This is a genomic window from Agromyces sp. NPDC058136, from assembly GCF_042884375.1.
In the GTDB taxonomy this organism is placed as follows: Bacteria; Actinomycetota; Actinomycetes; order Actinomycetales; family Microbacteriaceae; genus Agromyces.
Genome location: NZ_JBHVUA010000003.1, coordinates 97,009 through 123,199 on the forward strand (window position 1 = coordinate 97,009; position 26,191 = coordinate 123,199).

The following is a 26,191-nucleotide window of genomic DNA, read 5'->3' on the forward strand; positions in this document are numbered from 1 at the left end:
GTAACCGACTCGAGGTGCTCGAACATTCCGCACGGCGTCGCGTACTCGGAGCGGGAACGACAGCGGCCGAGCGCTCTCTCGAGCGCCCGGCCGGCTGAATCCCTGCTTCGGGGGTTACTTCGCGTCGGTCGTGTCGGGCTTCGACTCGGAGGCCGGGGCGGACTCCGCAGCCACTGCGGCCTCGTCGGGCGCGGGGGCCTCGACGACCTCGACCGTCTCGACGACCTCGGGCTCGTCGGCGAACTCGTCGTCACCGTCGAACCCGGCCGGCACCGCGGCATCCGCGGGTGCCGTGTGGCGACCGATCGCGAACGCGACGGCCCATGCAGCGGCTGCGACGACGATCGCGAGCGCGCCGACGGCGATGAGCAGGCCGCCGACCGTCGTGCCCGTCTGCGCGCCGAGGTAGGCCGCGTAGTCCTGCGACTGCGCCGTGTAGAGCTCGACCTGGGTCGCGTTCGACGAGTTCAGCAGCCAGAGGCCGACGCCGAGCAGTGCGAGGGCGGCGACCCCGGTGCCGATGAGCGGCAGGTTCGGGAGGGCTCGGGTCGGGGTGTTCGAGGTCATGTCTTCCTTCGATCGGGGTGCGGCGCGGGGTCGCCGCCCTGATGACCGTAGGGGACGAAGGTATGAGTTGGCTATGCCTCGGCCGTGAACGGTGTCACAGAGGCGCGCACCCGTCGGGGCGGGCGTAGCGTGAGGCGCATGGATGCCACGACCGACGATCACCTGGTCATCGAGCCGAGCGTGCTCTACGTCGGCACGCCGGTCTACCTCGTGGTGACCGAGAACGCCGACGGCTCCCCCAATCTCGCGCCGGCGTCGTCGCACTGGGCGCTCGGCCGCATGCTCGTGCTCGGGCTCGAAGCCGACGGTCAGACCGCGACGAACCTCGCCGAGCGGCCGCAGCTGACCGTGAACTTCCCCGCCGCGTCGCAGTGGCGCCGCGTCGAGCGCCTCTCGGCGGTGACCGGTCGCGACCCGGTGCCGAAGGCGAAGACCGGGCAGTACCGCTTCGAGCCCCGGAAGTTCGAACTCGCGGGCTTCTCCCCGAAACCCTCCGAACTGGTGTCACCCCCGCGGGTGCGCGAAGCGCCGCTGCAGTTCGAGGGCGAGGTGCGGCGCATGACGCCCGGCGTCGACCCCGGCTACTACATGGTCGAGGTCGAGGTGGTGCGGGTGCACGCACTGCCCGAACTCGTGGTGCCCGGCTCGAACCACATCGACCCGCGCGCGTGGCACCCGCTCGTCTACAGCTTCCGGCACTACTTCGACCGCGGAGCCGAGGTCGGGTGGACCCGGAAGTCGGCGATCGCGCCGGGTCCGCCCGACACGGGCGAGACGGCCTCGTGCCTCTCCTCGCCGCTCGACGAGATCGACCGGTGGGAGGGCTTCGGCGGGACGTGGGCGCTGCGCCGGCTCGACGTCGACGGCGCCGTGGTGAGCCTCTGCCGCTGCGACGGCGGCGAAGAGGTCTCGCGCATCGAATCGGCCGATCCCGCCCTCCTCGAGTGGGCCGCCCGACAGGAGCTGCAGCCATGACCACGCCGACCCCGACGCTCTCGACCCCGTGGTCGGCCTCGCTCGGGCTCGCGACCCCGATCGTCGCCGCGCCCATGGGCGGGGTCTCGGGCGGACGCTTCGCGAGCGCCGTGTCGCGCGCCGGAGCGCTCGGCATGATCGGCATGGGCAGTGCCGGATCGGCCGCGAAGCTCGCCCTGCAGCTCGCAGAGCTCGACCGCGGCGACGCCCCGTTCGGCATCGGCATGGTGCAGTGGGGGCTCGAGCGCGACCCCGCGATGCTCGACGTCGCACTCGCGGCGTTCCCGTCGCTCGTGTCGGTGAGCTTCGCCGATCGCTTCGACTGGGTCGAGCGGGTGCACGAGGCCGGGGTGCTCACGGCGACGCAGGTGTACACGGCCGCCGAGGCGGCGCGTGCGGCCGACGGCGGTGTCGATGTGATCGTCGCCCGCGGTGCAGACGGCGGCGGCCACGGCGACCCGCGCATCGGCACCCTCGCCCTCCTCGACGCGGTGCTCGAGGTCGTCGCAGCGCGCGGCGGCGATCCCGCGGGCGGCGGCGCGGGGCCGGTCGTGCTCGCCGCCGGTGGCATCGGCTCGGGCCGAACCCTCGCCGCGGTGCTCGCCGCCGGAGCGGCCGGCGCCTGGATCGGCACCGCCCTCTCGGCCGCGACCGAGACGCTCACGCCGCCCGCGGCGATCGAGGTGCTGATCGCCGCGACCGGCGACGACACGGTGAACACGAGCGCACTGGATGCCGCGCTCGGACTGCCGTGGCCCGAACGGTTCCCCGAGCGGGTGATCCGCAATGCCTTCGTCGACGAATGGGCGGGCCGCGTCGACGAACTGCGTTCGGCCTCGGTCACGGCCGGCGGCACCGACCTCGAGGCGCTTCGCGCCGCGATCGTAACGGCGAACCGCGACGGCGACCACGCCCTCGTGCCGGTCGATGCCGGTCAGGGCGTCGGCCTCCTGCGGGAGGTGCGCCCGGTCGCCGAGATCATCGCCGAGTTCACCCGCGAGGCCGCCGCCCGTCTCGCGACCCACCGCTCGCGCTGACCCCCGCGTGCGCTGACCCTGCGCCCGCTCAGATCGCCCGATAGTCGACGAAGGGCATCCGCGGCCCGCGCCGCGGCCGCCCGCGCACCCCCGCCGCACCGAGCAGCCGCACCACCCGGTAGCGGTGCCCCGCCCAGGGGGCGAGCGCCTCGAGCATCTCCTCATCACTCATGTCGCGCCCGGCGAGCGCATGCCCGATGTAGTTCGCGAGGTGGTAGTCGCCGACCGAGACGGCGTCGGCGTCGCCGAGGGCGCGCTGCGCGACCTCAGCGGCCGTCCACGGGCCGACGCCGGGCATGAGGGTGAGGCGCGCCGCGGCATCCGCCGAGCTCATGCCGACCGCCTCTTCGAGGCGACGCGCGTGACGGGCCGCGTTCTGCACCGTCGCCGCGCGCCGCGGGTCGACGCCGGCCTTGTGCCACTCCCACGTCGGGATGGCGCGCCACACCTCGGCGGGCGGCACGATCCGCATCGGCCGCGGCGTCGGGCCGGGCGCCACCGCGCCGAAGCGCGTGACGAGCCGTCTCCACGAGTCGTGCGCCTGCTGGGTGATGACCTTCTGCTCGAGGATGGACGCCGCGAGCGCCTCGAACACCTGCGCCGTGCGCGGCACCCGCAGCCCCGGATTGCGCCGGTGCGCGTCGTCGAGCAGGGGCAGCAACGGCACGAAGCCGCTCGGGTCGTCGCGTTCGCCGAGCAGTTCGGGGGCCTGCGCCACCGCCGCTCCGGCACCGGGCCCCCACCCCTGGCAGCGCAGCACACCGTCGGGCAGCTGCGTCAGACGGATCGTCGCGTCGCCCTCGACGGTGCGTACGGTGCGCCAGACGGCGCCGCCGGGCTCGGCATGGAAGGCGGGGTCGCCGAATCCGCGCCGCAGGCTGCCGACGGTCTGCCTGAGATCGGTCGGATGCCTCGGCCGCCACTCGAGGGCATGGTCGGCGTTCACGCCCCCAGTGTGCCCCACCCGGCTGACAGCGCCGCGACCCGAGCGGACGGGGCCGGCGGCAGCACGCCGCCGTGCGACGATGATCGCGTGCACCTCAGACTCGCCGACGACGCCGACGTCCCCGCTCTCGCCGCAACCCTCGCCCTCGCTTTCGCCGACGACCCCGTCTGGGGTCCGGTTCTGCGCCGCCCCGACCGGGACACGAGCCATCTCGAGCCGTTCTGGCGACGGTTCGTCGAAGGTGCGCTGCCCTACGGGATGGTGTACCTCGTCGACGACGGCGACGCCGTCGCGGTGTGGCTGGATTCAGGAGCGCCCGAGATGACCGACGAGCAATTCGCCGCCGTCGAGGCGATCGTCGCCGAACGGCTCGATCCGACGCAGCGCCGGGCATTCGACGGGCTCATGGCGGCGTTCGACGCCAACCACCCGCACGACGAACCGCACCGGTACCTGAGCCTGCTCGCGTCGAACCCGGCGCGACGCGGTGAGGGGCTCGGGCAGCGCATGCTCGCCGAGAATCTTCGGACGTTCGCCGCAGCGGGTCTTCCGGCCTATCTCGAATCGACGAATCCGGCGAACGACCGCCGGTACGAGCGCGCGGGCTTCCGCCCGATCGGCGGATTCGTCTCGCCCCTCGACGATGCCCCGATCACGACGATGTGGCGCCCGATCGACGCGTGACCCGCGGGGGCCGACGCGCGCGCCGACCTCCACCGCCCCGATACCAGGCGCATCTCAGTGACGTAGTCCTCGGCGGGCATCCCCGTAGCCTGAGCACCATGCATTTCGGAACCCTCGAATTCAGCCCGGCCGTCGACCATCCCGACCTCCTTGCGGCACCGACCGCCTCGGCCCTGACGGCATCGAGCGACCCGAGCGGCGCACTCGTCGCGGCGATCGACCCCGGGCTCGCCGACACCGCCGAGTTCTGCGCGCACTACGAGATCTCGCCGGCCGACGGCGCGAACTGCGTCGTCGTGCAGGCGCGCCGCGGCGAGCGCACCTGGTTCGCCGCGTGTCTCGTGCGCGGCGCCGACCGCCTCGACGTCAACGGCGCCGTGCGACGGCACCTCGATGCCCGCAAGCTCTCGTTCGCGCCCATGGATCAGGCGGTCGATCTGACCGGCATGCAGGTCGGCGGCATCACCCCGATCGGCCTGCCCGAGGGCTGGCCGATCCTCGTCGACGAGGCCGTCGCCGCGGGTGAGCGCCTGATCATCGGCAGCGGCACCCGCGGCGCCAAGCTCCTCGTCAGCGGTGCGCTGCTCGCCGGGCTGCCCGGCGCCGAGGTGCTCCCGATCGCGCTCCGCAGCTGAGACTCCGCCGCTGAGGCCTACGCGGCTGAGGCGGCGACCGTCTTCGCACCCTTCGCGGCGACGAGCCGGTTCCGCAGTGCGAGGAACAACAGCACCATGCCCGCCGTCAACGCGATGTGCCCGAGCCCGGCGATGCCGGAGATCGCGGCGTTCGACTCCTGGCCGAGCACGGTGAGCGTGCCGTGCCAGATCAGCATGGCCGAGGTCAGCACCACGCCCGCGTTGTAGACCCAGAAGAACCAGCCGAACAGGCGGCTCTCCGACAGCGCGAACACCTTCTCGAGCACGAGCACGATGAGCAGCACGATGAACCCGAGGGTCAGCAGGTGCGTGTGCGCGAGCCCGAGCTGCGTGAAGTCGCCCTCGGGGAATCCCTGCGACTTCGTGAGCTCGCGGTAGTAGAGGCCTGACAGCACGCCGACGACCATGTACGCGAACGACGCGTAGAACAGCTTGAACATCGAGTTCCCTTCGATCTTCCTTCCAGCATCGCCCGGATGCCACGCGCTCGGCATCGATCGAAGGATTGAACCGCGCGACGCGCTCGCCTAGGCCGTCATCAGCAGGATGCCCGCCAGCACGACCGCCGACGCCGCGATGCGCGCGCCCGCTCGGCCCTCGCGCAGCACGAGTGCACCGAACACGCTCACGAGGACCACGCTGATCTCCCGCAGGGGTGCGACGAGCGCGACCGGTGCCATCGTGATCGCCGCGAGCACCAGGATGTACGCGAGCGGGGACAGCACGCCGAATGCCGCGATCCTCCCCCAGTGAGCCCGGCCCACCGCCCCGATCTCGCGCCACCGACCGCCGAGCCCGATGCTGAACAGCACGATCTCGCCGACGGTGCACCCCACCATGAACGCGACGGGCGCGACCTCCCACTCCCGCACGGCGTGCGCGTCCCACACGGGTGTACGCCGCGATCGCGACCCCGGTGACGAGGCCCCAGGCGATGCCCGGGTCGAGCCGCCTGCGAGCCGGAGCGCGCGAGCCCGTGGCATCCGAGCCGTTCGGTCGATCGACGAGGCCGATCGCGACGACCGCCGCGATGATCGCCGCGATGCCGACCAGTGCCGACGGTGACGGGCGCTCCCCGAGCAGGGTCACCGCCACGAGCACGGTGATCGTCGGCCCGGTGCCGCGTGCGACCGCGTAGACGGTCGAGAGGCGGCCGGTCGCGTAGCCGCGCTGCAGCACCAGCATGTAGGCGCAGTGCAGCACCGCCGAGACCGCGGCCGCGAGCGCGAACTCGGCGACCGAGGCTCCGCCGAGGCCGCCGGCCAGGGGCACGGCCGGCAGCCAGATGACCGTCGATGCGACCGCGCCCCACCAGAGGAAGGGCATGCCGATCCGGCTGACGCCGTGGGCGACGATGTTCCAGGCGGCGTGGCAGACCGCAGCTGCGAGGACGAGGACGAGTGCCGTGGACGACATGCTGAGGACCTTCCGTCCGCCGCGGGCGCGACGAACACGGTCCTCCGGGCTTTTGTCCTGTCAGATGACGGTCGTCGTTGGCGACGGCCGTGGCGCCGCTCGGACCAGTCGGGCGCGCTGCCCCGGAACCCTAGGCGCTATCGCGATCGACGCTAGCACGATGCCGAGCGCCCGACGGGGCGCTCGGCATCGTTCGTGCGGACGGGACCGCGACCGGTCAGGACTGCGTCGGCTCGCCCGCACCGTCGAGCTGCGACTGCAGCCCCTCGAGCCGGTCGGCGACCGGCGAGATCGCCTCGGAGACGCCGACGCCGACGCTCGCACCGAGACCGGCGGCGATGCCGGAGACATCCGCCCCATCGCGCTCGGAGGCGCGGGCGGCCGCACCGCCGGCCGCAGCGCCGCCGATGATCGAACCGAGGAGTTCGCGCAGTCCCACGCCCATCGTCGAGCTCAGCATCGCGTCGACCTCGGTGATGCCCGAGACGGCGTTCTTCGCGAGCTGCGAGGCGCCGTCGGTCGAGACGACGGTGAGCTGGTCGATGTTCGACATCGGCGCGGCGAGCTCGCGGGCGATGAGCGGCAGCGCGTCGATGACCCGCATCTGCAGCAGCGCCTCGGACTGCTGGGCGACGGCCTCGGCGGCGGCCTTCGTCGCTGCGGCCTCGGCGGCGCCCTTCGCGTGGATCGCGTCGGCCTCGGCGAGACCCTCGGCCTTGAGCGCCTCGGCGGAGGCGGTGCGGGCGATGCGGTCGGCGTCGGCGGCGATGCGCACTGCCTCGGCGGAGGCCTCGGCCTCGACCTTCACCTTGTACGCCTGCGCGTCGGCGACGGCCTTGACCTCGGAGTCGAGCTCGGCGGCGCGGAGCGCGGCCTTCTTCTGCGCGGTGATCTCCTGCTGGGCGACGACCTCCTGCTGCGAGAGCGCCTCGGCGAGCGGGCGGGCGGCGGCGGCCTCGGCCATCGCCTTGTCGGTCTCGCGCTGCAGGGCGGCCTTGCGCTGGGCGAGCTCCGCCTCGCGCTCGGCGACGGTCTGCTCGGCGGCGATCACGGCCTCGCGGGCCTCGCGCTGGGCGACGGCCTCGGCGATCTCGGCCTGCTTGCGCACCTTCGCCTGCTCGGCGCGGCCGAGGTCGTCGATGTAGCCGTTGGTGTCGGAGATGCCCTTGATCTCGAACGAGTCGACGTCGAGGCCCTGGTTGACGAGCGACTCGCGCGCGACGCCGAGCACCGCGGCCGAGAGCTCGTCGCGGCGGTTGATGATCGTGAGCACGTCGGTCGCACCGATCGAGGCGCGCAGCGAACCCGACAGCACCTCCTGCGCGAACATGTCGATGTTCTTGTCCTGGCCGAGGAACCGCTGCGCGGCGGCACGGATCGACGCGGCGGAGTCGCCGACCTTCACGATCGCGACGGCGTCGACGTGCACGGTGATGCCGTTGTTGGTCTGCGCCTCTGCGCGGATCTCGATCGCGCGCGAGCGCAGCGAGATCTTGTGCGCCTTCTGGAAGAAGGGCATGATCCACACGCCCTGGCCGTGCACGACGCGCTGGCCCGACTCCTCGGTGTCGACGCCGTCGACCACGCGGCGGCGCGAACGCTTGCCGGTGACGACGATCGCCTCGTCGGGCGAGACGTTGCGGTAGAGCACCTTCGCCCAGATCCACAGGATGATGGCGACGACGATGATCAGGGCGATGATGCCGATGATCGGGGCAGCGGCGAGCAACTCGAACACGGGGGTCCTCTCGGGCGGGGATTCGGGTAGGGCTCCGTCAAGGATGTCGGCCCGTGTCTGCCCGCGCAATCATTCCCGGGTACTGGATGTCACGGGGTCGACGTCAGGGCATCGACGCCGTGATCGGGCGGAGTTCGACGCCGAGCGAGGCGTGCCAGTCGCGCACCGCCTGCCGCTGCTCGGCCGAGCACTCGACGCCGTAGCCGACGTTGACGTCCCAGTACTGGGTGCCGCTCGTCCAGACCCGGTGGTCGAGCTTCCAGCCGTCGAGGAAGGTGAGCGCGAAGCAGTCGGCCATCACCTCGACGTCCCCGCCGAACCCGGCCAGCGCATCGCTCGTCTGCGTCGGGTTCGTGAGCTGCAGCACGTGGGCGAACTCGTGGTACGCGATGCCGGTGCGGATCTCGTCCGTCATGTACGGTGCCCCGTTCGCGGCCGCGTCGAAGTGCACGAGATAGGGGTCGTCCGAGATGACGCACGCGAGCACGTCGACGTCGCCCTGGTCGCACAGCAGGTCGGCGTCGTCGATGACGGATGCCACGAATCCGCCCGACAGGCGGTCGATCACCGATTCGTACGTCGTCCCGGTCGAGTTCGAGGCGGCGTGCTGCTGCGCGGCGTTCCACCGCTCGTCGAGCTGCGTCGCGGCGACATCGACGGCGAGGGTCTGCGCGGCGAGTTCGTCGGCATTCCAACGACTCATCCAGGCCTGGTCGGCGAGCGTGAGGTAGTCCTCCCAGGGCACGACGTCTCCGGTGAGCACGCCGTCGAACCTCGCGGCCGAGTCGAGCAGGCCGGTCATCGCCGCCCCGAAGACCTCCTTCTCGTCGATGAGCTCCTGCTGCTCGTCGATCTGGTGCTGCTGCTCCTCGAGCTGCTCCTGCTGGTCGACGACGTGCGCCTGCACGGCGGAGAGCTGCAGAAAGAGCCACACCCCTCCCGCGGCGGCCGCGAGGAGCGCGACGACGAGCAGCGAGATCGCGACGATCGCGCCCCGGGGCCTGCGTCGCTCGGGCTCGGGCGCGTCGGGCGCGGGTCCCCACCCGGGAGTCGGCATCGGCTCGGGTGCCGCGGCATCGACGCCGGGCTCGACGCTCGGGACACGGACGCCGTATTGCGGGGGTGCAGGGTCGGTCACTCATCACCTCGGGTAGGGTCGGCGCGCCTTCGGGGGGGCACCGGGGACGGTCGGGTGATTCATCCAAGCACCTCGAGGATCGGCGGGCCGAGGTCGATTCCGAATCGTGACCGCCCGTTCCGGGAAACGCGAAAGGCCCCCGACGAATCGGGGGCCTTGCCGTGTTGTGCGCGAGGGGGGACTTGAACCCCCACACCCTTGCGAGTACTGGCACCTGAAGCCAGCGCGTCTGCCAATTCCGCCACTCGCGCGTGTGTGGCCGCACCGAAGTGCGTCCAGCCCGGAGAGCCTAACATCTCGCAGCCCACAACTCCATTCGAGCCCTCGATGGTCGAGGAGCGGAGCGTATCGAGACCCCTCGCCACGCCGCAAACCCTCCGCATCCCCTCAGAGTCGCTCCGACATCTCGCGCCGGCCCGCCCCCCGGGAATAGCATCGAGACCCGGGTACCGGCGCCCACGACCGACGCGACGAAAGGAGCGCCCACGTGACCCATTCCCCCGACCCGCGGCACGATCGCGCAACCCCGCCCCGTGACATCCGCGGCTGGCTCTTCGACCTCGACGGCGTGATCACGCCCACCGCCACCGTGCACATGCACGCCTGGGCGCGGCTGTTCACCCCGTACCTCGAGCAGCACGGCGCGGCCCCCTACACCGAGGCCGACTACTTCGCCCACATCGACGGCAAGCCACGGTACGACGGCGTCCGCAGCCTCCTCGCGAGCCGCGGCATCCGCATCGACGAGGGCGACGTGACCGATGCGCCCGACTTCGAGACCGTGCACGGCCTCGGCAACCGCAAGAACGCCGCCTTCAACGAGACCCTCGCCGAGGAGGGCGTGGCCGCCTACCCGGCGAGCGTCGCGTTCCTCGACGCGGTGCAGGCGGCCGGATGCCACGTGGCGGTCGTCTCGAGCTCGAAGAACGCGCCGGCCGTGCTCGCGGCCGCGGGGCTCGCCGATCGATTCGAGGTCGTCGTCGACGGCGGGTACGCCGCAGCCGAGGGGCTGCCCGGCAAGCCGTCGCCCGAGACCTTCGAGCGCGCCGCCGAACTGCTGGGCCTGCCGACGACCGCGTGCGCCGTCGTGGAGGACGCGGAGTCGGGCGTGCAGGCGGGCGCGGCGGGCGACTTCGGCCTCGTCGTCGGAGTCGATCGCGGGGTCGGGCGGGCGGTCCTCGAACGGCTGGGCGCCGATGTCGTGGTGGACGAGTTGGACGAGTTGATTCCGCTCCTCGGGGCGGGGGGTCGAGAGACGAACGAAGGGAGCGACGCATGAGGTTCGCCGACAGCGACCCGCTGAACCGCAGCCGGTTCCCGATCGACGAGTGGGCGCTCGTCGAGACCGAGTTCGGCACCGACGACATGGGTCGCACCGAGACGCTGTTCGGCGTCGGCAACGGCTACCTGGGCCTGCGCGGCAACGTGGAGGAGGGCCGCGACGGCCACATGCACGGCACCTTCGTGAACGGGTTCCACGAGACGTGGCCGATCCGTCACGCCGAGGAGGCGTTCGGGTTCGCGAGGGTCGGGCAGACGATCGTGAACGCACCGGATGCCAAGATCATCCGTCTCTACGTCGACGACGAGCCGCTCGTGCTCACCGAGGCCGAGCTGGTGTCGTACGAGCGCCGCCTCGACTTCCGGCTGGGGGCGCTCAGCCGCTCGATCGAGTGGCGCACCCCTGCGGGCAAGCGAGTGCTCATCACGAGCCGGCGCATGACGAGTTTCACCGACAGGCACCTCGCGGTCATCGACTACGAGGTCGAGCTGCTCGACGCCGACGCGGCGGTGACGATCTCGAGCCAGATCCTCAACCGTCAGGACGGCCGCGACGAGTACCGCAGCGGGGTGATGCAGGAGGCGCAGACGCCGGGCGCGTTCGACCCCCGCAAGGCCGAGCAGTTCACCGAGCGCGTGCTGCAGCCGCGCCTGAACCGCGCCGAGGGCGGCCGGTACGTGCTCGGCTACCAGACCACGAACTCGGGCATGACGCTCGCGGTGGGCGCCGAGCATCACATCACGACCGACAACCCGTTCACCGAGACCGGCACGATCGCCGACGACCTCGCGAAGCACGTGTACCGCGTGCAGGCGAAGCAGGGCATGCCGATCCGCATCACGAAGACGGTGAGCTATCACACGGCCCGCAAGGTGCCGGCGCGCGAGCTCGTCGACCGCTGCGACCGCACCCTCGACCGGGCCGCCGAGCTCGGCACCGGCGAGCTGTTCGCGCAGCAGCGGGCGTGGCTCGACGACTACTGGACCCGCTCCGACGTCGAGATCGCCGGGCAGCCGGCGCTGCAGCAGGCGACCAGGTGGAACCTGTTCGAGCTCGCCCAGGCGACGGCCCGCACCGACGGCGGCGGCGTCGCTGCGAAGGGCGTGAGCGGGTCGGGGTACGGCGGCCACTACTTCTGGGACAGCGAGGTCTACGTCCTCCCGTTCCTCAGCTACACGGCGCCGATCGTCGCACGGAACGTACTGCGGTTCCGGCAGCGCATGCTCGACGCGGCGCGGGCCCGCGCACTCGAGCTGAACCAGCGCGGCGCCCTGTTCCCGTGGCGCACGATCAACGGCCTCGAGTCGAGCGCCTACTACGCGGCGGGCACGGCGCAGTACCACATCGACGCCGACGTCTCCTATGCGCTGTGCCAGTACGTGGCGGCGACGGGCGACGAGGAGTTCCTGGCGCGCGGCGCGATCGACATCCTCGTCGAGACGGCGCGCATGTGGGAGGACTTGGGGTTCTGGCGGTCGAACGCCGACGACGTCTTCCACATCCACGGCGTGACCGGGCCCGACGAGTACACGACCGTCGTGAACGACAACCTGTACACGAACGTGATGGCGCGCGCGAACCTGGCGTCGGCGGCCGCCGCGATCGACACCCTCCAGGTGCACGACGCGCCCGCCTACCACCGGCTCGTCGAGCGCCTCGGGGTGACGCCGGGCGAGGTCGCGAGCTGGCGTCGCGCGGCCGCGCACATGCACATCCCGTACGACGCCCAGTTGGGGGTTCACCCGCAGGATTCGGCGTTCCTCGAGAAGGAGCTCTGGGACCTCGAGCACACGCCCGACGACCGCCGGCCCCTGCTGCTGCACTACCACCCGCTCGTGATCTACCGCTTCCAGGTGCTGAAGCAGGCCGACGTGGTGCTCGCCCTCTACCTCCAGGGCGACCGCTTCACGGCCGAGCAGAAGCGGGCGAACTTCGAGTACTACGACCCGCTGACGACGGGCGACTCGACGCTGTCGGCGGTCGTGCAGTCGATCATCGCGGCCGAGGTCGGGTACCACGAGCTCGCGATGCGGTACTTCCGGTCGGCCCTGTTCGTCGATCTCGCCGACCTGCATCAGAATGCGGCCGACGGCGTGCACGTGGCATCCACCGGTGGCGTCTGGGCCGCGCTGGTGTCGGGTTTCGGCGGCTTCCGCGACCACGGCGGCCGCTTCACCTTCGACCCGCGCCTGCCCGACGACTGGTCGGCCCTGACGTTCCGACTGACGCTGCGCGGCACGCGCGTGCGCGTCGTGCTCGAGCCGGCCGCGATCACGTTCACGATCGAGGAGGGCTCGGAAGCCCGGGTCCGGGTGCGCGGCACCGAGGTCGACATCACGGCGGATGCCCCGGTGACGGTGCCGCTCGACGGGCAGGGGCCGCGGCTCCACGGCTCGCCGACGATGCGGGATGTCACGGGCACCCGACGGGCGGACGGTACCCTGCTCACGGCGTCGATCCCGACACTGTCGCTCGACGCCGACGACATCGAAACGGTCATCCCGATCGACTGATCCGGGGTGTTACCAGCCGCTCGCGCTAACATGACGCGAAGTCAGACACCGGAATCGGGAGACCTGTGGGCCTACTGGACAACTTCGAGAAAGGTCTCGAGCGCGCCGTCAACGGCGCGTTCGCGAAGACCTTCCGCTCGGGGCTGCAGCCGGTCGAGATCACCTCGGCGCTGAAGCGCGAGATCGACACCAAGGCTGCGGTCGTGTCGCGCGACCGCGTGCTCGTGCCGAACAACTTCACGGTGCGCATGTCGCCCGACGACCACGCCCGCATGGCGGGCCTCGGCCCGGCGCTCGTCGACGAACTCGTCGACCTCGTGCAGCGGCATGCGGCGAGCCAGCACTTCCAGTTCGCGGGCGGCATCACGATCACGCTGCGCCCCGACGAGAGCCTCAGCCTGGGCATGGTGCAGGTCGACTCGCAGAACGTGAAGGGCCAGGTCGCCTGGACCCCGGTGCTCGACGTCGACGGCAAGCGCTACCCGATCATCAAGGGGCGCACGGTGATCGGCCGCGGCAGCGAAGCCGATGTGACGCTCGACGACTCCGGCGCTTCGCGCCGCCACGCCGAAGTGCAGTGGGACGGCTCGCGCGCCCGAGTGCGCGACCTCGGTTCGACGAACGGCACCCAGCTGAACGGCGCGGCCGTGAAAGAGGCGATCCTCGAACCCGACTCGGTCATCACGATCGGGCGCTCGCGTATCGTGTTCCGGGTGCTCGCGCAGGCCGCGGGCGGTGCGGGCGAACCCCGCCGCGCCGCACCGGCCACGCAGCGCCACGACATGGGCGGATTCTGGGGGGCGGCCGAATGAGCGAACTGACCCTCGTCGTCCTGCAGCTCGGCTTCCTCATCCTGCTGTGGGTGTTCATCTTCTCGATCGTCTACGCGCTGCGCAGCGACCTGTTCGGCCAGCGGGTGCGCAAACTGCAGCCCGAGGCGGCCGCTGCGGCGCCCGCCACCGCATCCGCGTTCCCGAGCTCCCCCGTGCCGTCCGCGGCGCCGACGGCGCCCGTCTCCACACCCGGCGGCGGCATCCCGGGCGGCCTCGCCTCGAGCAGCAACGCCTCGCGGCTGGTCATCACGAACGGAGCCAAGTCGGGCGTCGAGTTCCCGCTCGGGCGCGACGAGATCACGATCGGCCGTTCGAGCGACTCGGCGATCATCATCCGCGACGACTTCACCTCGACCCACCATGCCCGGCTGATGCTCTGGAACGACCGCTGGATGATCCAGGATCTCGACTCGACGAACGGCACCTTCCTCAACGGCTCCCGAGTGACCGTGCCGACGCCCATCCCGCTCGGAGCCACCGTCAAGGTCGGAGCGACGACGTTCGAGCTGCGCGGGTAGCCCATGCCCACGGTCAAGGCGAGCGCAGCGGTCTCGCACGTCGGGCGGGTCCGCTCGAACAATCAGGACTCCGGTTATGCCGGACGCCGGCTGTTCCTCGTCGCCGACGGCATGGGCGGGCACGCGGGCGGTGACGTCGCGAGCGCGATCGCGACCCGGCGCATCGCCGAGGCCGACGTCGACTACGACAGCGCCCCCGAAGCGGCGGCCGCGCTCGAGGGCGCCCTCATCGCCGCGAACCGGCGCCTCGCCGAAACGGTCGCCGAGCACTCCGAACTCACCGGCATGGGCACGACCGTCAGCTCGATGGTCCACCTCGGCGACCGGGTCGTCATCTCGCACATCGGCGACTCGCGCATCTACCTCCTGCGTTCGGGCGAGCTCAGCCAGATCTCGACCGACCACACCTTCGTGCAGCGCCTCGTCGACGCCGGCCGCATCACCGCCGAAGAGGCCATGGTGCACCCGCGCCGCTCGGTGCTCATGCGCGTGCTCGGCGACGTCGAGGCCTCCCCCGAGATCGACCAGATGGTGCTCGACACCCGTGACGGCGACCGGTGGATGCTCTGCTCCGACGGCCTCTCGGGTGTCGTCTCCTTCGACGACATCCACGAACTCATGTCGGCCGACGTCGGTGCGAAGCAGGTCGCAGACCGGCTGGTGAAGGCCTCGCTCGACGGCGGCGCGCCCGACAACGTGACGGTCGTGCTCGTCGACATCGGCGAGCCCGCAGCGCCCGCGACGCCGCCGCTGATCGTCGGTTCGGCCGCGGCACCGCTCGCGTTCGGCGTTCCCACCGAACCGGCCCGGCCCCGTGGCATCCGTCTGGCGCCGTTCAGACCCCACCCCGTCCAAGAGACGCACTTCGAACCCGACTCGGCCGACTACTTCGACGAGCTCATCGAAGAGGACGCCCGTCGTCGTCGCCGACGCCGCTGGGTGTGGGGCTTCTGGATCGTGCTGTTCGTCGCCGCGATCGTCGCGGCCGTGGTGCTCAGCTACCAGTGGACCCAGACCCGCTACTACGTGGGCGAGTCGAACGGCCGGGTCGCGATCTACCAGGGCATCCAGCAGAACCTCGGGCCGATCTCGCTGCACGAGCTCTACACCGAGACCGACATCGACGTCGCCGACCTCCGCACCTACGACCAGCAGCGCGTGGAGCAGACGATCAGCGCGGGTTCCCTGACCGAGGCCTCCCAGATCGTGCAGCGCTTGGAGGAGTCCCTTGAATGACCACGCCGCGACCGGTCGCGTGACCACCGCCGGCGACGGCGGGGCCCAGGCGCGCCCGGCGACGCCCCCGAGCGGGATCCGGCGCATCCGGATGCCGCAGAAGCTCCGCAACCTCGAGTTCTGGCTGCTCATCGTCGCGTGCTTCATCAACGCGTCCTCGATCGTCCTCGTGCAGCTCGGCGCGCTCGGGCGCATCGACACGCAGCTCGTGCTGCTCGGCGCCGGGCTGTCGCTGCTCGTCTTCGGCCTCCACATCGCGATGCGCTTCGTCGCACGCGACGCCGACCCGTTCCTGCTGCCCATCGCGACCGTGCTCAACGGCCTCGGCATCGCGATGATCTACCGCATCGACATCGCCGAGGGCGACGCCGGCTGGGAGAGCGCGGCGGTCCGTCAGATCGTGTGGAGCGCGATCGCGATCATCTGCGCCATCGCGACGATCATCGTGATCCGCAACCACCGAGTGCTGTTCCGCTACACGTACCTCGCCGGCCTCCTGGCGATCATCCTGCTCATCCTGCCGTTGGTGCCGGGCATCGGGCAGTCCCGCGGCGGCGCCCAGGTCTGGATCGGCATCGGCGACATCGCCACCTTCCAGCCCGGTGAGATCGCGAAGATCGCCCTCGCGGTGTTCTTCGCGGGCTACCTCGTGCGCAACCGCGACTCGCTGTCGATGGTGGGCAAGAACTTCCTCGGCATGAAGTTCCCGCGCGCACGCGACCTCGGCCCGCTCCTCGTGGTCTGGGCGCTGTCGATGGGCGTCATCGTCTTCCAGCGCGACCTCGGCACCGCGCTCCTCTACTTCGGCCTGTTCCTCGTGATGCTCTACGTCGCGACGAGCCGGCTCTCCTGGGTCGTGCTCGGGCTCTCGCTGTTCCTCGCGGGCGCGCTCATCGCGAGCCAGACCCTCGACTACGTGAACAACCGCTTCCAGAACTGGCTCGACCCGTTCAGCGACGGCCGCTACAACGCCGACCCGGGCGGCAGCTACCAGCTCGTGCAGGGCCTGTTCGGGCTCGCGAACGGCGGACTCATCGGCACCGGCTGGGGCCAGGGCCGACCCGACCTCACGCCGGTGCCGCAGAGCGACTACATCATCGCGAGCCTCGGCGAGGAGCTCGGTCTCGCCGGCATCTTCGCGATCCTCGCGCTCTACGTGCTCTTCGTCGCCCGCGGGTTCCGCATCGGCTTCGCCGGCCAGGACGACTTCGGGAAGCTCCTCGGCGTGGGCCTCGCCTTCGTCGTCGCGCTGCAGGTGTTCATCGTCGTCGGCGGTGTGACCCGGGTCATCCCGCTCACCGGCCTCACGACGCCGTTCCTCGCAGCGGGTGGTTCATCGCTCGTCGCGAACTGGATCATCGTCGCACTGCTGCTCCGGCTCTCCGACACCGTCCGCAACCATCCGAGGCTGGTGATCGACGGATGAACCGCGAACTCAAGCGCGTCTCGATCGTCGCCCTCCTCATGTTCGTCACGCTCCTCGTGTCGTCGACGATCATCCAGTTCGTGCAGGCCGACGAGCTCTCGGCCGACCCGCGCAACTCGCGCACGCTCTACGAGAGCTATTCGGTCGAGCGCGGCCCCATCCTCGTCGACGGCACCCCCATCGCGTACTCGACCGCGAGCGACGACTTCTACCGCTTCCAGCGCACCTACGCCAACGGCCCCCTCTACGCCCCCGTGACCGGGTACATCCCCGTCAACGGCGAGGCCACGGGGCTCGAGAGCTCGCTCAACGAGTACCTGAGCGGCCAGTCGTCGAGCCAGTTCTTCGACCAGCTCAACCGGCTGATCTCCGGCCAGGACCCGGTCGGCGCCTCGGTCGAGGTCGCGATCGACCCCGTCGCGCAGCAGGCTGCCTGGGACGCCCTCGGCGACTACAGCGGCGCCGTGATCGTGACCGAACCGGCCACCGGGCGCATCCTCGCGATGGTCACGAAGCCGACGTTCGACCCGAACGTGATGGCCGTGCACGACGGGGAGCAGGTGCAGGCGACGTACGAGGGCCTGCTCGCCGACCCGGGCGACCCCCTGTTCAACCGTGCGACAGGCGGCGACATGAACCCGCCCGGCTCGGTGTTCAAGCTCGTCGTCACCGCGGCCGCGCTCGAGTCGGGCCGCTACACGCCCGACTCGACCTTCCCGAACCCCGCCGAGTTCACCCTGCCGGGTTCGACCTCGGTCGTGCGGAACTCGGGCGGAGGCACCTGCGGCGGCGGCTCGACCGTGACCCTCGCCGATGCGCTGCGCCTCTCGTGCAACATCCCCTTCGCCGAGCTCGGCATCGAGCTGGGCGACAATGCGATCCGCGATCAGGCCGAGAAGTTCGGCTTCGACCACGAGTTCCTGATCCCCACCGGAACCGAGCCGAGCACCTACCCGCGGGGCCTCGACGACGCGCAGACCGCGCTGTCGGCGTTCGGCCAGGGCTCGGTCCGGGCCACCCCGCTGCAGATGGCCTTGGTCTCTGCGGCGATCGCCAACAAGGGCATCGTGATGAACCCCAACCTGGTCGACCAGATCACTGCGCCCGACCTGCGACCGCTCGAGGAGTTCGAGCCGAGCGAGTTCGGCCGCGCGATCAGCGAGCAGACGGCCGACACCATGGTGCAGATGATGGTCAACGGCGTCGAGAACGGGGCCGCGAGTAATGCAAGAATAGACGGCGTCAGCGTGGCCGGGAAGACCGGAACAGCGGAGAACGGCGAGGATGACCCGTATACCTTGTGGTTCACCGGATTCGCCCCCGCGGACGACCCTCAGTATGCAATCACGGTGCTCGTGGAGGATGGCGGGGGACTTGGTCAGGAGGGGTACGGCAATCTCATAGCCGCACCCATCGCAAAGCAGGTACTAGAGGCGGTGCTGAACAAATGAGACCGAGCGCAGGGCTCACCTTCGGAGGGCGCTACGAGCTGCAATCCCGCATCGCGATCGGCGGGATGGGCGAAGTGTGGCAGGCCACCGACCTCGTCATCGGCCGACAGGTCGCGATCAAGATCCTGAAAGACGAGTACCTCGGCGATCCGGGCTTCCTCGAGCGCTTCCGCGCCGAAGCCCGCCACGCGGCACTCGTCAACCACGAGGGCATCGCGAACGTCTTCGACTACGGCGAGGAAGAGGGCAGCGCCTACCTCGTCATGGAGCTCGTGCCCGGCGAGGCGCTCTCGACCATCCTCGAGCGCGAGCACGTGCTGTCGACCGACAAGGTGCTCGACATCGTCGCGCAGACCGCGTCAGCGCTGCAGGCCGCGCACGCCGCCGGCCTGGTGCATCGCGACATCAAGCCCGGCAACCTGCTGATCACGCCCGACGGGCGCGTCAAGATCACCGACTTCGGCATCGCCCGGATCGCCGACCAGGTGCCGCTCACCGCCACCGGCCAGGTCATGGGCACGGTGCAGTACCTCTCGCCCGAGCAGGCCTCGGGTCACCCGGCGTCGCCGACGACCGACATCTACTCCCTCGGCATCGTCGCGTACGAGGCCCTCGCCGGCCGCCGCCCGTTCACGGGCGAGTCGCAGGTCGCGATCGCCATGGCGCAGATCAACGAGACGCCGCCCGACCTGCCGGTCACGGTCTCCGAGCCGGTGCGCAACCTCGTGTACTCGTGCATCGCGAAGAACCCGGCCGACCGCCCGCAGACGGCGGCGCACCTCGCCCGTGCGGCGACCGCGCTCCGCCGCGGCGACGTCCAGGCCGCGTCGGCGGCAGTCCCCGCCGTGCTCGGCGCAGCCGGCCTCACGGCCGCGACGATGCTCATGCCGCAGGCCGGCGCGAACGCGACCGCCGCGACGACGGTGCTGCCGACGGCCGGCGCGGCCGCCGGCGCCGGTGAACTCGCCGAGGGCGAGCTCGACGAAGAGGGCAAGAAGAAGCGCAGCCCCTGGACCTGGCCGCTCATCGTGCTCATCGCGCTGCTCGCGCTCGTGCTCATCGGCACGATCATCGCGCTCGCGGTGAACTCGGGCGGCGACGAGCCGAAGGCGTCCACGCCCTCGACCTCCGCGACGACGCCCTCGAAGACTCCCACCACGCCGCCGCCTCCGCCGACGACCGAGGCGCCGACGACCGCGCAGATCAACGGCGGCGACTTCATCGGCCTCTCGGTCGACGAGGCGCGGGCGAAGCTCGAGGGCCTCGGAATGGTCGCGAACGCGGTCGAAGGCAGCGCCGCGACCGACCCGTCGCAGGCCGGCGCCGTCTACGAGGTGAACCCCACCGGACCGGTCAAGATCGGCAGTGAGGTGACGATCACGTACTACGCCTCGCCCGAGACGCCGGCGGCTCCGGGTTCCGCGCCGACCGTGACTCCCGCCGAGGTCAAGCCCGGTGCGTCCTTCGTCGTCAAGTGGCCCGCCGCCCAGTGCCCCGCCGGTCAGACCCTGTCGGGCTACCAGGTGAACGTCGACGGCCCGGCGGCCGCGGCACCGCCGCTCGGCGCCGGTGCGACGAACGTCACCATCACGGTGAACGCCGACGCCGCGGACGGTGACACGGTGAACGTCAGCTACCTGTACTTCTGCGGCCAGCTGAGCTCGCCGGCGTCGCCGACCGCGACCGTCACCGTCGCCCCCTGAGCTTCGCGCAAGCACCGCACCGAATCTCGACCTCCAGCCGAATGAAAGGATCCGCCCACCGTGAGCGATGAAGGACGCGTGCTCGCCGGACGCTACCGCGTGGGCGCCCTCATCGGTCGTGGCGGAATGTCCGACGTGCACGTCGGCACCGACACCCGGCTCGGCCGTCAGGTCGCGATCAAGCTCCTGAAGCCGCAGCTCGCGACCGACCCGGCCTTCCGCATGCGCTTCCGCCAGGAGGCGCAGTCGGCCGCGCGCATGGCCCACCCGACCATCGTCCGCGTCTTCGACGCCGGCGAGGAGACGGTGGTCGACGCGGCGGGCCAGGAGGTGCAGCTGCCCTTCATCGTGATGGAGTTCGTCGAGGGGCGCCTGCTCAAGGACATCATCCACGACGGCCCGCTCGAGCCCGCGGCGGCCGTTCGGGTCATCGACGGCGTGCTGACCGCGCTCGAGTACTCGCACCGCGCGGGTGTCGTGCACCGCGACATCAAGCCGGGCAACATCATGATCACCACCACCGGCCAGGTGAAGGTGATGGACTTCGGCATCGCGCGTGCGGTCTCCGAGTCCTCGACCACGGTCGCGCAGACGACCGCGATCCTCGGCACGGCCTCGTACTTCTCGCCTGAGCAGGCGAAGGGCGAGACGGTCGACGCACGCACCGACCTCTACTCCACGGGCGTGGTGCTCTTCGAGATGCTGACGGGCCGTCCGCCGTTCCGCGGCGACACCCCCGTCGCGGTCGCGTATCAGCACGTCAGCGAGCGCCCGGTCAAGCCGAGCGTCATCAACCCGAAGGTCTCCCCCGCGCTCGACGCGGTCGTGCTCCACGCACTCGCGAAGAACCGCGACCAGCGGTATCAGACGGCCGTCGAGTTCCGCGCCGACGTCGATACGGCCGCAGCCGGTCGGGTGCCGGTGCACCGGGAGCCCGACCATGCGACGATGCTCTTCGGCGCCCCCACCGCCTCGCTGTCGAGTTCCGAGCTCGCGCTCCGCCAGCTCACCGAGGACGAGACGATGACCCGCACCCAGCGCCGCCCGCCGGCGATCTGGATCTGGTCGGGCATCATCGCCATCGTCGTCATCGTGATCGCGGTCATGTACTGGGCTTTCAACCTCCAGCCGAAGGACGATCTGCCCTCGAACGCCCGCGAAGTCCCCGTGCTCACGGGCATGACCTACGAGCAGGCGGTCGAAGAGCTGCAGGCCCTCGGCCTGCCCGCGACACCGGTGGAGGAGACGAACGAGACGGTTCCGGCCGATCAGGTCATCCGCACCGACCCGGGCTCCGGCGAGATCGTCAACGCCGGCACCGCCGTTACCGTCTACATCTCGACGGGCCGCGAGGCGGTCACCGTCCCCGACACGGTCAACATGTCGCTCACGGATGCGAAGGCGGCGCTCGAGGCAGCCGGACTCGTTGCCGGAGCGGAGACGCGGCAGAACTCCCCCACGATCGCCGCCGACATCGTTCTGCGGACCACTCCCGAGGGCGGCGCTTCCGTCCAGGCGGGCTCGACGGTCGAGTTCGTGCTCTCCAACGGGCAGGTCACCCTGCCCGACGTCACCGGTCAGACCATCAAGGCGGCCTCCGACTTCCTGACCTCCGACGAGCTGCAGCTGAACCCGATCCCGAAGCCCGACAATCAATGCCCCACGGCACCGGGGTCGCCGGTCACGCGCCAGTCGCTGCCGCCGGGCAGCGTGCCGCAGGGTTCGGACGTCGAGCTGACCTACTGCGCAGGCTGATCGCCGGCAGCCGCCGTGCAGACCGGCGGGCGCAGCGGGAGCGCGCGGCGACCTCGGGCGTTCGCGCCGACTTCAGGCGTTCGCGCGAACCAGCGGGCTGAGGTGTCGGGCGCGCTCGCGCGCCTCGGGGAGGCCTGCGACGGCGAGCCAGTTGCCGAGCATGCGGTAGCCGCCCTCGGTCAACACCGATTCGGGGTGGAACTGCACACCGAAGATCGGCGCACTCTCGTGGCGCAGGCCCATGATGACGCCGCCCTGAGTCCGGCTCGTCACGACGAGCGACGACGGCACCGTGTCATCCACCACTGCGAGCGAGTGGTACCGGGTCGCCGTGAAGGGCTGGGGCACACCCTCGTAGAAGTCGCTGCCGTCGTGCTCGATGCTCGAGGTCTTGCCGTGCATGAGCTCCTCGGCATTCGTGACGACGGCGCCGAAGGCCTCGGCGATCGCCTGGTGCCCGAGGCACACGCCGAGGATCGGCTGCCCGCTCGCGAGGGCCGCCTCGACGACGGGGATGGAGACGCCCGCGTCGGAGGGCTTCCCCGGGCCGGGCGAGATCAGCACGGCGTCGTACTTCGCGATGCGGTCGGCGACCTCGGCGACGGGGATGTCGTCGTTGCGGATGACGTCGGTCTCCGCGCCGAGCTCCCGCAGGTAGCCGTTCAGCGTGTAGACGAAGCTGTCGTAATTGTCGATGACGAGGATTCGGGTCATTCTTCCACCGTGACGTTGATCGGGTTGAGCTGCAGGTCGACCCAGGGGAACACCCAGGTGAAGAGCGCGAAGACGGCCGCTGCGATGAGGATCAGCAGCAGGATGATGCGGAGCCACACCGGGCCCGGGAGGATGCGCCAGAGTGCGCCGTACATCTCAAGCACCCCATTCTGCGACGACCGAGGCGATCTCGGCCGGCGGGTTCGCGGCTCCGGGCTGCCACGACTCGAGCACGCCGTAGGCGATGATGCGCTCGGCGGTCGAGTAGAGCGGGTTGCAGCTCGTGAGCGTGATGATGCGATCGGTCGGCTGGAGTTCGGGGTGGTGCGGCACGGGCGAGAGCACTCCGGTCGTCGCCGGCGTCACGTACTCGAAGTCGCGGAAGCGGTACGTGTACCAGCCGTCCTTCGTCTGGATGTAGATCGCGTCGCCGAGCTGGAGCTGCTCGATCTCGTGCATGCCGCCGCCGTAGGCGCTGCGGTGCGCCGCGATCGCGAAGTTGCCGACCTCGCCGGGCATCTGGGTGCCCGGGTAGTGACCGACGCCGAGGTCGAAGCTGTTGAGCACGTCGAGCCCGTAGCCCTCGGCGATGTTGCGGGCCGAGTCGTGGGTCCCCGGAGTGTCGAATCGGGGCACGTACATGACGGCGAAGGGCTCCGCGTTGGCGTACTCGGTGGTGTCGACGACGGGGTCGCCCACCTCGGCCGGGGCCGGCGGCAGGGTGTCGCCGCGCGCGGCGCGGTCATGCTCGGCCCACTCGCCGCTGAGCTCTGAGGCGGCCTGCGACTGCTGGCCGGCCATGATCGCGTCGTTCCACCAGAGCTGCCAGCCGAGGAACAGCAGGATGAGCACGCCCGCGGTCAGGAGCAGCTCGCCGATGATGCCGACGAAGCTCACGCGCGGCCGCTGCCGCGGGCTCGGGGCGGCCTCGGCCGCGCGTCGCGCGCGCCGACCGTCGGGCAGCGACTCGGACATAGGGGCGATTCTATTCCGCCTGAGCGACTTCTCGCTGTGAGTGCTCGGCCGCCTCGGCTAGAATCACGGGCATGGCACGTACGAAATCATCGAAGCCGGCGCGCGCTGAAGTCGCAGCGAGCGGCGAGGAGGCCCCGAACCCGGTGTGGTTCAAGCCCGTCATGTTCGGCTTCATGCTGCTCGGCCTTGCGTGGATCCTGGTGTTCTACATCAGTCAGGGTCGCTTCCCGATCGCCGACCTCGGCTCGTGGAACATCCTCATCGGCTTCGGCATCGCCTTCATCGGCTTCCTCATGACCACCCGCTGGCGCTGACGCCGGCACTCGAACACGCGAAAGGGCGGATGCTGCGGCATCCGCCCTTTCTGCATGTTCACCGCCGGCCATCGGTCAGCGCCGCGATTCCACAGGGTTCTCCACAGTTCTCCACAGTTGTGCACAAGTGGAATCCCGCATGATCACAGGGATCTCGGGAATCACACCCCTGTAGTTCTTAACAACTGTGGACAGTGTTGTGGATAAGTTCGACCCGGCTCAGAAGATCGGGAAGAAGAAGTACCGCAGGCTCAGCACGAGCAGCACCGCAACGACGCCCACGAGCAGCCAGACCTGCAGCGCCTGCTGCGAACGCTTGCGCGTCTCGACGAAGATGAAGCCGATGAGCGCGCCGACGACGAGTCCGCCGAGGTGGGCCTGCCACGCGACGTTGAAGCCGGGTACGAAGCCGATCACGAGGTTGATGCCGACGAGGATGAACAACTGCGTCGTCTGCCCGCCGAGGCGCCGCTGGATGACGAGGAACGCACCCATGAGGCCGAAGATCGCGCCGGATGCCCCGACGACGCCCACGCGCGGATCGGAGAGCCAGAGCACACCGATCGAACCGCCGAGCCCCGAGATCAGGTACAGCGCGAGGAACCGCCAGCGGCCGAGGAGGCCTTCGAGCAGTTGCCCGAAGATCCACAGCGTGTACATGTTGAGCGCGACGTGGAAGATGAGCCCGGTCGAGTGCACGAACACCGACGTCAGCATGCGCCACGGCTCGAAGTTGCCGGGAAGCGAGTAGACACCCGCATAGAGCAGGCGGTCGGTGATCGCGAGCCCCGGGATCAGCTGCAGCACGAACACCGCGAGCGTGATGCCGATGAGGGAATACGTAACGACCGGTGCGCCGCGACCCGCGGCCGCGCGCGCCCGGGTGAGCACCGCCGGCTTCGTGCGGGGCATGCTCGCGCGCTGCTCGCGCATGCACTCGGGGCAGATGACGCCGACGGGCGCCTGGGTCATGCACTCGGGGCAGATGGTGCGCCCGCAGCGCTGGCACAGCACGAAGCTCTGCCGGTCGGGGTGCCGATAACAGTAGTTCGAGCGATCGGCGGCCCCGCCGGCAGATGCAGCTGTGCTCACCGGAGGGTCAGACCTGCTCGACGGTGATGCTCTCGATCACGACGTCCTCGAGGGGCTTGTCGCGACCGTCGGTGGCCACCGAGGCGAGCTTGTCGACGACGGCCTGGCTGGCCGGGTCGGTCACCTTGCCGAAGATCGAGTGCTTGCCCTGAAGCCACGTGGTCGGGCCGACGGTGATGAAGAACTGCGAACCGTTGGTGCCGCGGCCCATCTGGATGCCGGCGTTCGCCATGGCGAGCACGTAGGGCTCGGTGAAGTCGAGCTCGGGGTTGATCTCGTCGTCGAACTGGTAGCCGGGGCCGCCGACGCCCTGACCGAGCGGGTCGCCGCCCTGGATCATGAAGCCGGGGATGATGCGGTGGAAGATGACGCCGTCGTAGAGCGGGTCGTTGGTCTTCTGACCGGTGGCCGGGTGCGTCCACTCGATCTCGCCCGTGGCGAGACCGACGAAGTTCTTGACCGTCTTCGGCGCGTGGTCGCCGTAGAGGTCGACCTTGATGGGGCCGTAGTTGGTGTTGAGCGTCGCGACTGCGGTGTGAATCGGCATTTTCATATTCTGTCATGCACGGATTCGCAAGGCGGCATGCCGGAATCAGACTCTCACCTCGCTTCCAGCCGGTTCGGTGGCAAGATGGAGGGGTTCGCTGCACATCGATGGAGGGTCGAGATGAGCCTGTCACGCAAGCGCCGGAAGGAACTGAAGCGACTGCAGAGCAGCGCGGAGGACCTGTGGGGGAACCAGCAGATCGTGCTCGAGCACGCGAATGCCGTCGCACGGGAGGCCAGCCGTCAGCTGGGTCACCTCACGCGTGAAGAGGTCGTGCCGCGAGTGCGCTCGGGCTACGACAGCTATGTCCGGCCGAACGTCGCACGCGTCGGCCAGGCCGCGAAGGTCGCGGGCGACGGCGTCGAGCAGGGGCTCGGCAACGTGCTCGGCTCGATCCTGTCGATCGGCGACATCGCCAACGACGCCCGGGTTCGTCGCGCCGTCGAGCGGGTCTCGCCGCGTGCGGTCGCGGTCGTCGAGCAGAAGAAGGGCCGCGGCGTGGGCACCTACCTCGCGATCGGCGCCGGCATCGTGGCGGCCGCGGGCGTTGCGTACGCCGTCTGGCAGACGTTCCGCGCCGACGACGAGCTGTGGGTCGCCGACGACGAGCCGAACGGCACCACGGGCGTCTGAGCCCGCGCACGCACTTCAGCGCAACGCGCACGGAGAACGGCC

General features: G+C 70.4%; 27 protein-coding genes and 1 tRNA gene. 16 read left to right on the forward strand and 12 right to left on the reverse strand.

Going from position 1 to position 26,191, the window contains the following annotated elements; all coding sequences use genetic code 11:
* Positions 1-114: 114 nt before the first annotated feature.
* Positions 115-567 (reverse strand): hypothetical protein, encoded by a 453-nt coding sequence (locus tag ACFVTX_RS09910; protein WP_386899577.1) that lies wholly within the window; start codon positions 565-567, stop codon positions 115-117.
* A gap of 138 nt (positions 568-705) precedes the next feature.
* Between ACFVTX_RS09910 and ACFVTX_RS09915 the strand changes: the two genes are divergently transcribed.
* Both ACFVTX_RS09915 and ACFVTX_RS09920 read left to right on the forward strand, forming a co-directional pair.
* On the forward strand, positions 706-1,542 hold the full coding sequence (locus tag ACFVTX_RS09915; protein ID WP_386899579.1) for a flavin reductase family protein: 837 nt from the start codon (positions 706-708) through the stop codon (positions 1,540-1,542).
* Complete coding sequence (locus ACFVTX_RS09920) at positions 1,539-2,579, forward strand: NAD(P)H-dependent flavin oxidoreductase (RefSeq protein ID WP_386899581.1); 1,041 nt, start codon at positions 1,539-1,541, stop codon at positions 2,577-2,579. Before ACFVTX_RS09915 ends, ACFVTX_RS09920 begins: the two co-directional genes overlap by 4 nt.
* Positions 2,580-2,607: 28 nt before the next feature.
* On the opposite strand, the gene ACFVTX_RS09925 is transcribed toward ACFVTX_RS09920, so the two are convergent.
* Complete coding sequence (locus ACFVTX_RS09925; protein WP_386899583.1) at positions 2,608-3,525, reverse strand: DNA-3-methyladenine glycosylase family protein; 918 nt, start codon at positions 3,523-3,525, stop codon at positions 2,608-2,610.
* Positions 3,526-3,612: 87 nt separating this feature from the next.
* On the opposite strand from ACFVTX_RS09925, the gene ACFVTX_RS09930 reads away from it, so the two are divergent.
* Together ACFVTX_RS09930 and ACFVTX_RS09935 are read left to right on the forward strand one after the other, a co-directional pair.
* A complete protein-coding gene (locus ACFVTX_RS09930) occupies positions 3,613-4,209 on the forward strand; it encodes a GNAT family N-acetyltransferase (RefSeq protein WP_386899585.1) in 597 nt (198 codons plus the stop codon).
* Positions 4,210-4,307: 98 nt separating this feature from the next.
* Entirely contained in the window at positions 4,308-4,844 is a 537-nt protein-coding gene (locus ACFVTX_RS09935) for a YbaK/EbsC family protein (RefSeq protein WP_386899587.1), read from the forward strand.
* Positions 4,845-4,861: 17 nt separating this feature from the next.
* Here the strand turns inward: ACFVTX_RS09935 and ACFVTX_RS09940 are convergent, their stop codons facing one another.
* Positions 4,862-5,305, reverse strand: coding sequence for a DUF2871 domain-containing protein (locus tag ACFVTX_RS09940; RefSeq protein ID WP_386899589.1), 444 nt, complete (start codon positions 5,303-5,305; stop codon positions 4,862-4,864).
* A gap of 87 nt (positions 5,306-5,392) precedes the next feature.
* Entirely contained in the window at positions 5,393-5,755 is a 363-nt protein-coding gene (locus tag ACFVTX_RS09945; RefSeq protein WP_386899591.1) for an EamA family transporter, read from the reverse strand.
* Between the two features lie 44 nt (positions 5,756-5,799).
* On the opposite strand from ACFVTX_RS09945, the gene ACFVTX_RS09950 reads away from it, so the two are divergent.
* The gene (locus ACFVTX_RS09950; protein WP_386899593.1) at positions 5,800-6,003 is read left to right on the forward strand and encodes a hypothetical protein; all 204 of its coding nucleotides are present in this window, start codon (positions 5,800-5,802) and stop codon (positions 6,001-6,003) included.
* A gap of 495 nt (positions 6,004-6,498) precedes the next feature.
* On the opposite strand, the gene ACFVTX_RS09955 is transcribed toward ACFVTX_RS09950, so the two are convergent.
* The 3 genes from ACFVTX_RS09955 to ACFVTX_RS09965 form a co-directional block, all read right to left on the reverse strand.
* Complete coding sequence (locus ACFVTX_RS09955) at positions 6,499-8,019, reverse strand: flotillin family protein (RefSeq protein WP_386899595.1); 1,521 nt, start codon at positions 8,017-8,019, stop codon at positions 6,499-6,501.
* A gap of 103 nt (positions 8,020-8,122) precedes the next feature.
* Positions 8,123-9,157 carry a hypothetical protein gene (locus ACFVTX_RS09960; RefSeq protein WP_386899597.1) on the reverse strand — a complete coding sequence of 345 codons (1,035 nt, stop codon included), beginning with the start codon at positions 9,155-9,157 and terminating at the stop codon, positions 8,123-8,125.
* A 167-nt stretch (positions 9,158-9,324) separates the two neighbouring features.
* Positions 9,325-9,408 (reverse strand) — tRNA-Leu (locus ACFVTX_RS09965).
* Between the two features lie 236 nt (positions 9,409-9,644).
* Between ACFVTX_RS09965 and ACFVTX_RS09970 the strand changes: the two genes are divergently transcribed.
* The 9 genes from ACFVTX_RS09970 (at position 9,645) to pknB (ending at position 21,874) form a co-directional block, all read left to right on the forward strand.
* Complete coding sequence (locus ACFVTX_RS09970; protein ID WP_386899599.1) at positions 9,645-10,436, forward strand: HAD family hydrolase; 792 nt, start codon at positions 9,645-9,647, stop codon at positions 10,434-10,436.
* On the forward strand, positions 10,433-12,952 hold the full coding sequence (locus tag ACFVTX_RS09975; RefSeq protein ID WP_386899601.1) for a glycoside hydrolase family 65 protein: 2,520 nt from the start codon (positions 10,433-10,435) through the stop codon (positions 12,950-12,952). Before ACFVTX_RS09970 ends, ACFVTX_RS09975 begins: the two co-directional genes overlap by 4 nt.
* Before the next feature lie 65 nt (positions 12,953-13,017).
* Positions 13,018-13,764, forward strand: coding sequence for an FhaA domain-containing protein (locus tag ACFVTX_RS09980; RefSeq protein ID WP_386899603.1), 747 nt, complete (start codon positions 13,018-13,020; stop codon positions 13,762-13,764).
* Positions 13,761-14,303: an FHA domain-containing protein gene (locus ACFVTX_RS09985; RefSeq protein WP_386899605.1), complete on the forward strand. Its 543-nt coding sequence runs from the start codon at positions 13,761-13,763 to the stop codon at positions 14,301-14,303. Before ACFVTX_RS09980 ends, ACFVTX_RS09985 begins: the two co-directional genes overlap by 4 nt.
* A 3-nt stretch (positions 14,304-14,306) precedes the next feature.
* Positions 14,307-15,539, forward strand: a complete 1,233-nt coding sequence (locus ACFVTX_RS09990; protein ID WP_386899607.1) for a PP2C family protein-serine/threonine phosphatase — start codon at positions 14,307-14,309, stop codon at positions 15,537-15,539.
* Between the two features lie 91 nt (positions 15,540-15,630).
* Positions 15,631-16,965, forward strand: coding sequence for an FtsW/RodA/SpoVE family cell cycle protein (locus tag ACFVTX_RS09995; RefSeq protein ID WP_386900374.1), 1,335 nt, complete (start codon positions 15,631-15,633; stop codon positions 16,963-16,965).
* On the forward strand, positions 16,962-18,416 hold the full coding sequence (locus tag ACFVTX_RS10000; RefSeq protein ID WP_386899609.1) for a peptidoglycan D,D-transpeptidase FtsI family protein: 1,455 nt from the start codon (positions 16,962-16,964) through the stop codon (positions 18,414-18,416). Before ACFVTX_RS09995 ends, ACFVTX_RS10000 begins: the two co-directional genes overlap by 4 nt.
* On the forward strand, positions 18,413-20,119 hold the full coding sequence (locus ACFVTX_RS10005; RefSeq protein WP_386899611.1) for a protein kinase: 1,707 nt from the start codon (positions 18,413-18,415) through the stop codon (positions 20,117-20,119). Before ACFVTX_RS10000 ends, ACFVTX_RS10005 begins: the two co-directional genes overlap by 4 nt.
* 60 nt (positions 20,120-20,179) lie before the next feature.
* Positions 20,180-21,874, forward strand: coding sequence for a Stk1 family PASTA domain-containing Ser/Thr kinase (pknB, locus tag ACFVTX_RS10010; RefSeq protein ID WP_386899613.1), 1,695 nt, complete (start codon positions 20,180-20,182; stop codon positions 21,872-21,874).
* A 72-nt stretch (positions 21,875-21,946) separates the two neighbouring features.
* On the opposite strand, the gene ACFVTX_RS10015 is transcribed toward pknB, so the two are convergent.
* Genes ACFVTX_RS10015 through ACFVTX_RS10025 form a run of 3 tightly spaced genes read right to left on the reverse strand, consistent with a single transcriptional unit; the run spans position 21,947 to position 23,563 of the window.
* Positions 21,947-22,588, reverse strand: coding sequence for an anthranilate synthase component II (locus ACFVTX_RS10015; RefSeq protein ID WP_386899615.1), 642 nt, complete (start codon positions 22,586-22,588; stop codon positions 21,947-21,949).
* Positions 22,585-22,743 carry a hypothetical protein gene (locus ACFVTX_RS10020; RefSeq protein WP_386899617.1) on the reverse strand — a complete coding sequence of 53 codons (159 nt, stop codon included), beginning with the start codon at positions 22,741-22,743 and terminating at the stop codon, positions 22,585-22,587. The genes ACFVTX_RS10015 and ACFVTX_RS10020 overlap by 4 nt, the downstream gene beginning before the upstream one ends.
* A 1-nt stretch (position 22,744) precedes the next feature.
* On the reverse strand, positions 22,745-23,563 hold the full coding sequence (locus tag ACFVTX_RS10025) for a class E sortase (RefSeq protein WP_386899619.1): 819 nt from the start codon (positions 23,561-23,563) through the stop codon (positions 22,745-22,747).
* A gap of 71 nt (positions 23,564-23,634) precedes the next feature.
* On the opposite strand from ACFVTX_RS10025, the gene ACFVTX_RS10030 reads away from it, so the two are divergent.
* Positions 23,635-23,877: a cell division protein CrgA gene (locus tag ACFVTX_RS10030; RefSeq protein WP_386899621.1), complete on the forward strand. Its 243-nt coding sequence runs from the start codon at positions 23,635-23,637 to the stop codon at positions 23,875-23,877.
* Positions 23,878-24,096: 219 nt separating this feature from the next.
* Here ACFVTX_RS10030 and ACFVTX_RS10035 read toward each other — a convergent pair whose 3' ends face one another.
* Together ACFVTX_RS10035 and ACFVTX_RS10040 are read right to left on the reverse strand one after the other, a co-directional pair.
* Entirely contained in the window at positions 24,097-24,969 is an 873-nt protein-coding gene (locus ACFVTX_RS10035) for a rhomboid family intramembrane serine protease (RefSeq protein WP_386899623.1), read from the reverse strand.
* A 7-nt stretch (positions 24,970-24,976) separates the two neighbouring features.
* Positions 24,977-25,516, reverse strand: a complete 540-nt coding sequence (locus ACFVTX_RS10040) for a peptidylprolyl isomerase (protein WP_386899625.1) — start codon at positions 25,514-25,516, stop codon at positions 24,977-24,979.
* 120 nt (positions 25,517-25,636) lie between these two features.
* Between ACFVTX_RS10040 and ACFVTX_RS10045 the strand changes: the two genes are divergently transcribed.
* Positions 25,637-26,149 (forward strand): DNA helicase, encoded by a 513-nt coding sequence (locus ACFVTX_RS10045; protein WP_386899627.1) that lies wholly within the window; start codon positions 25,637-25,639, stop codon positions 26,147-26,149.
* Positions 26,150-26,191 lie beyond the last annotated feature (42 nt).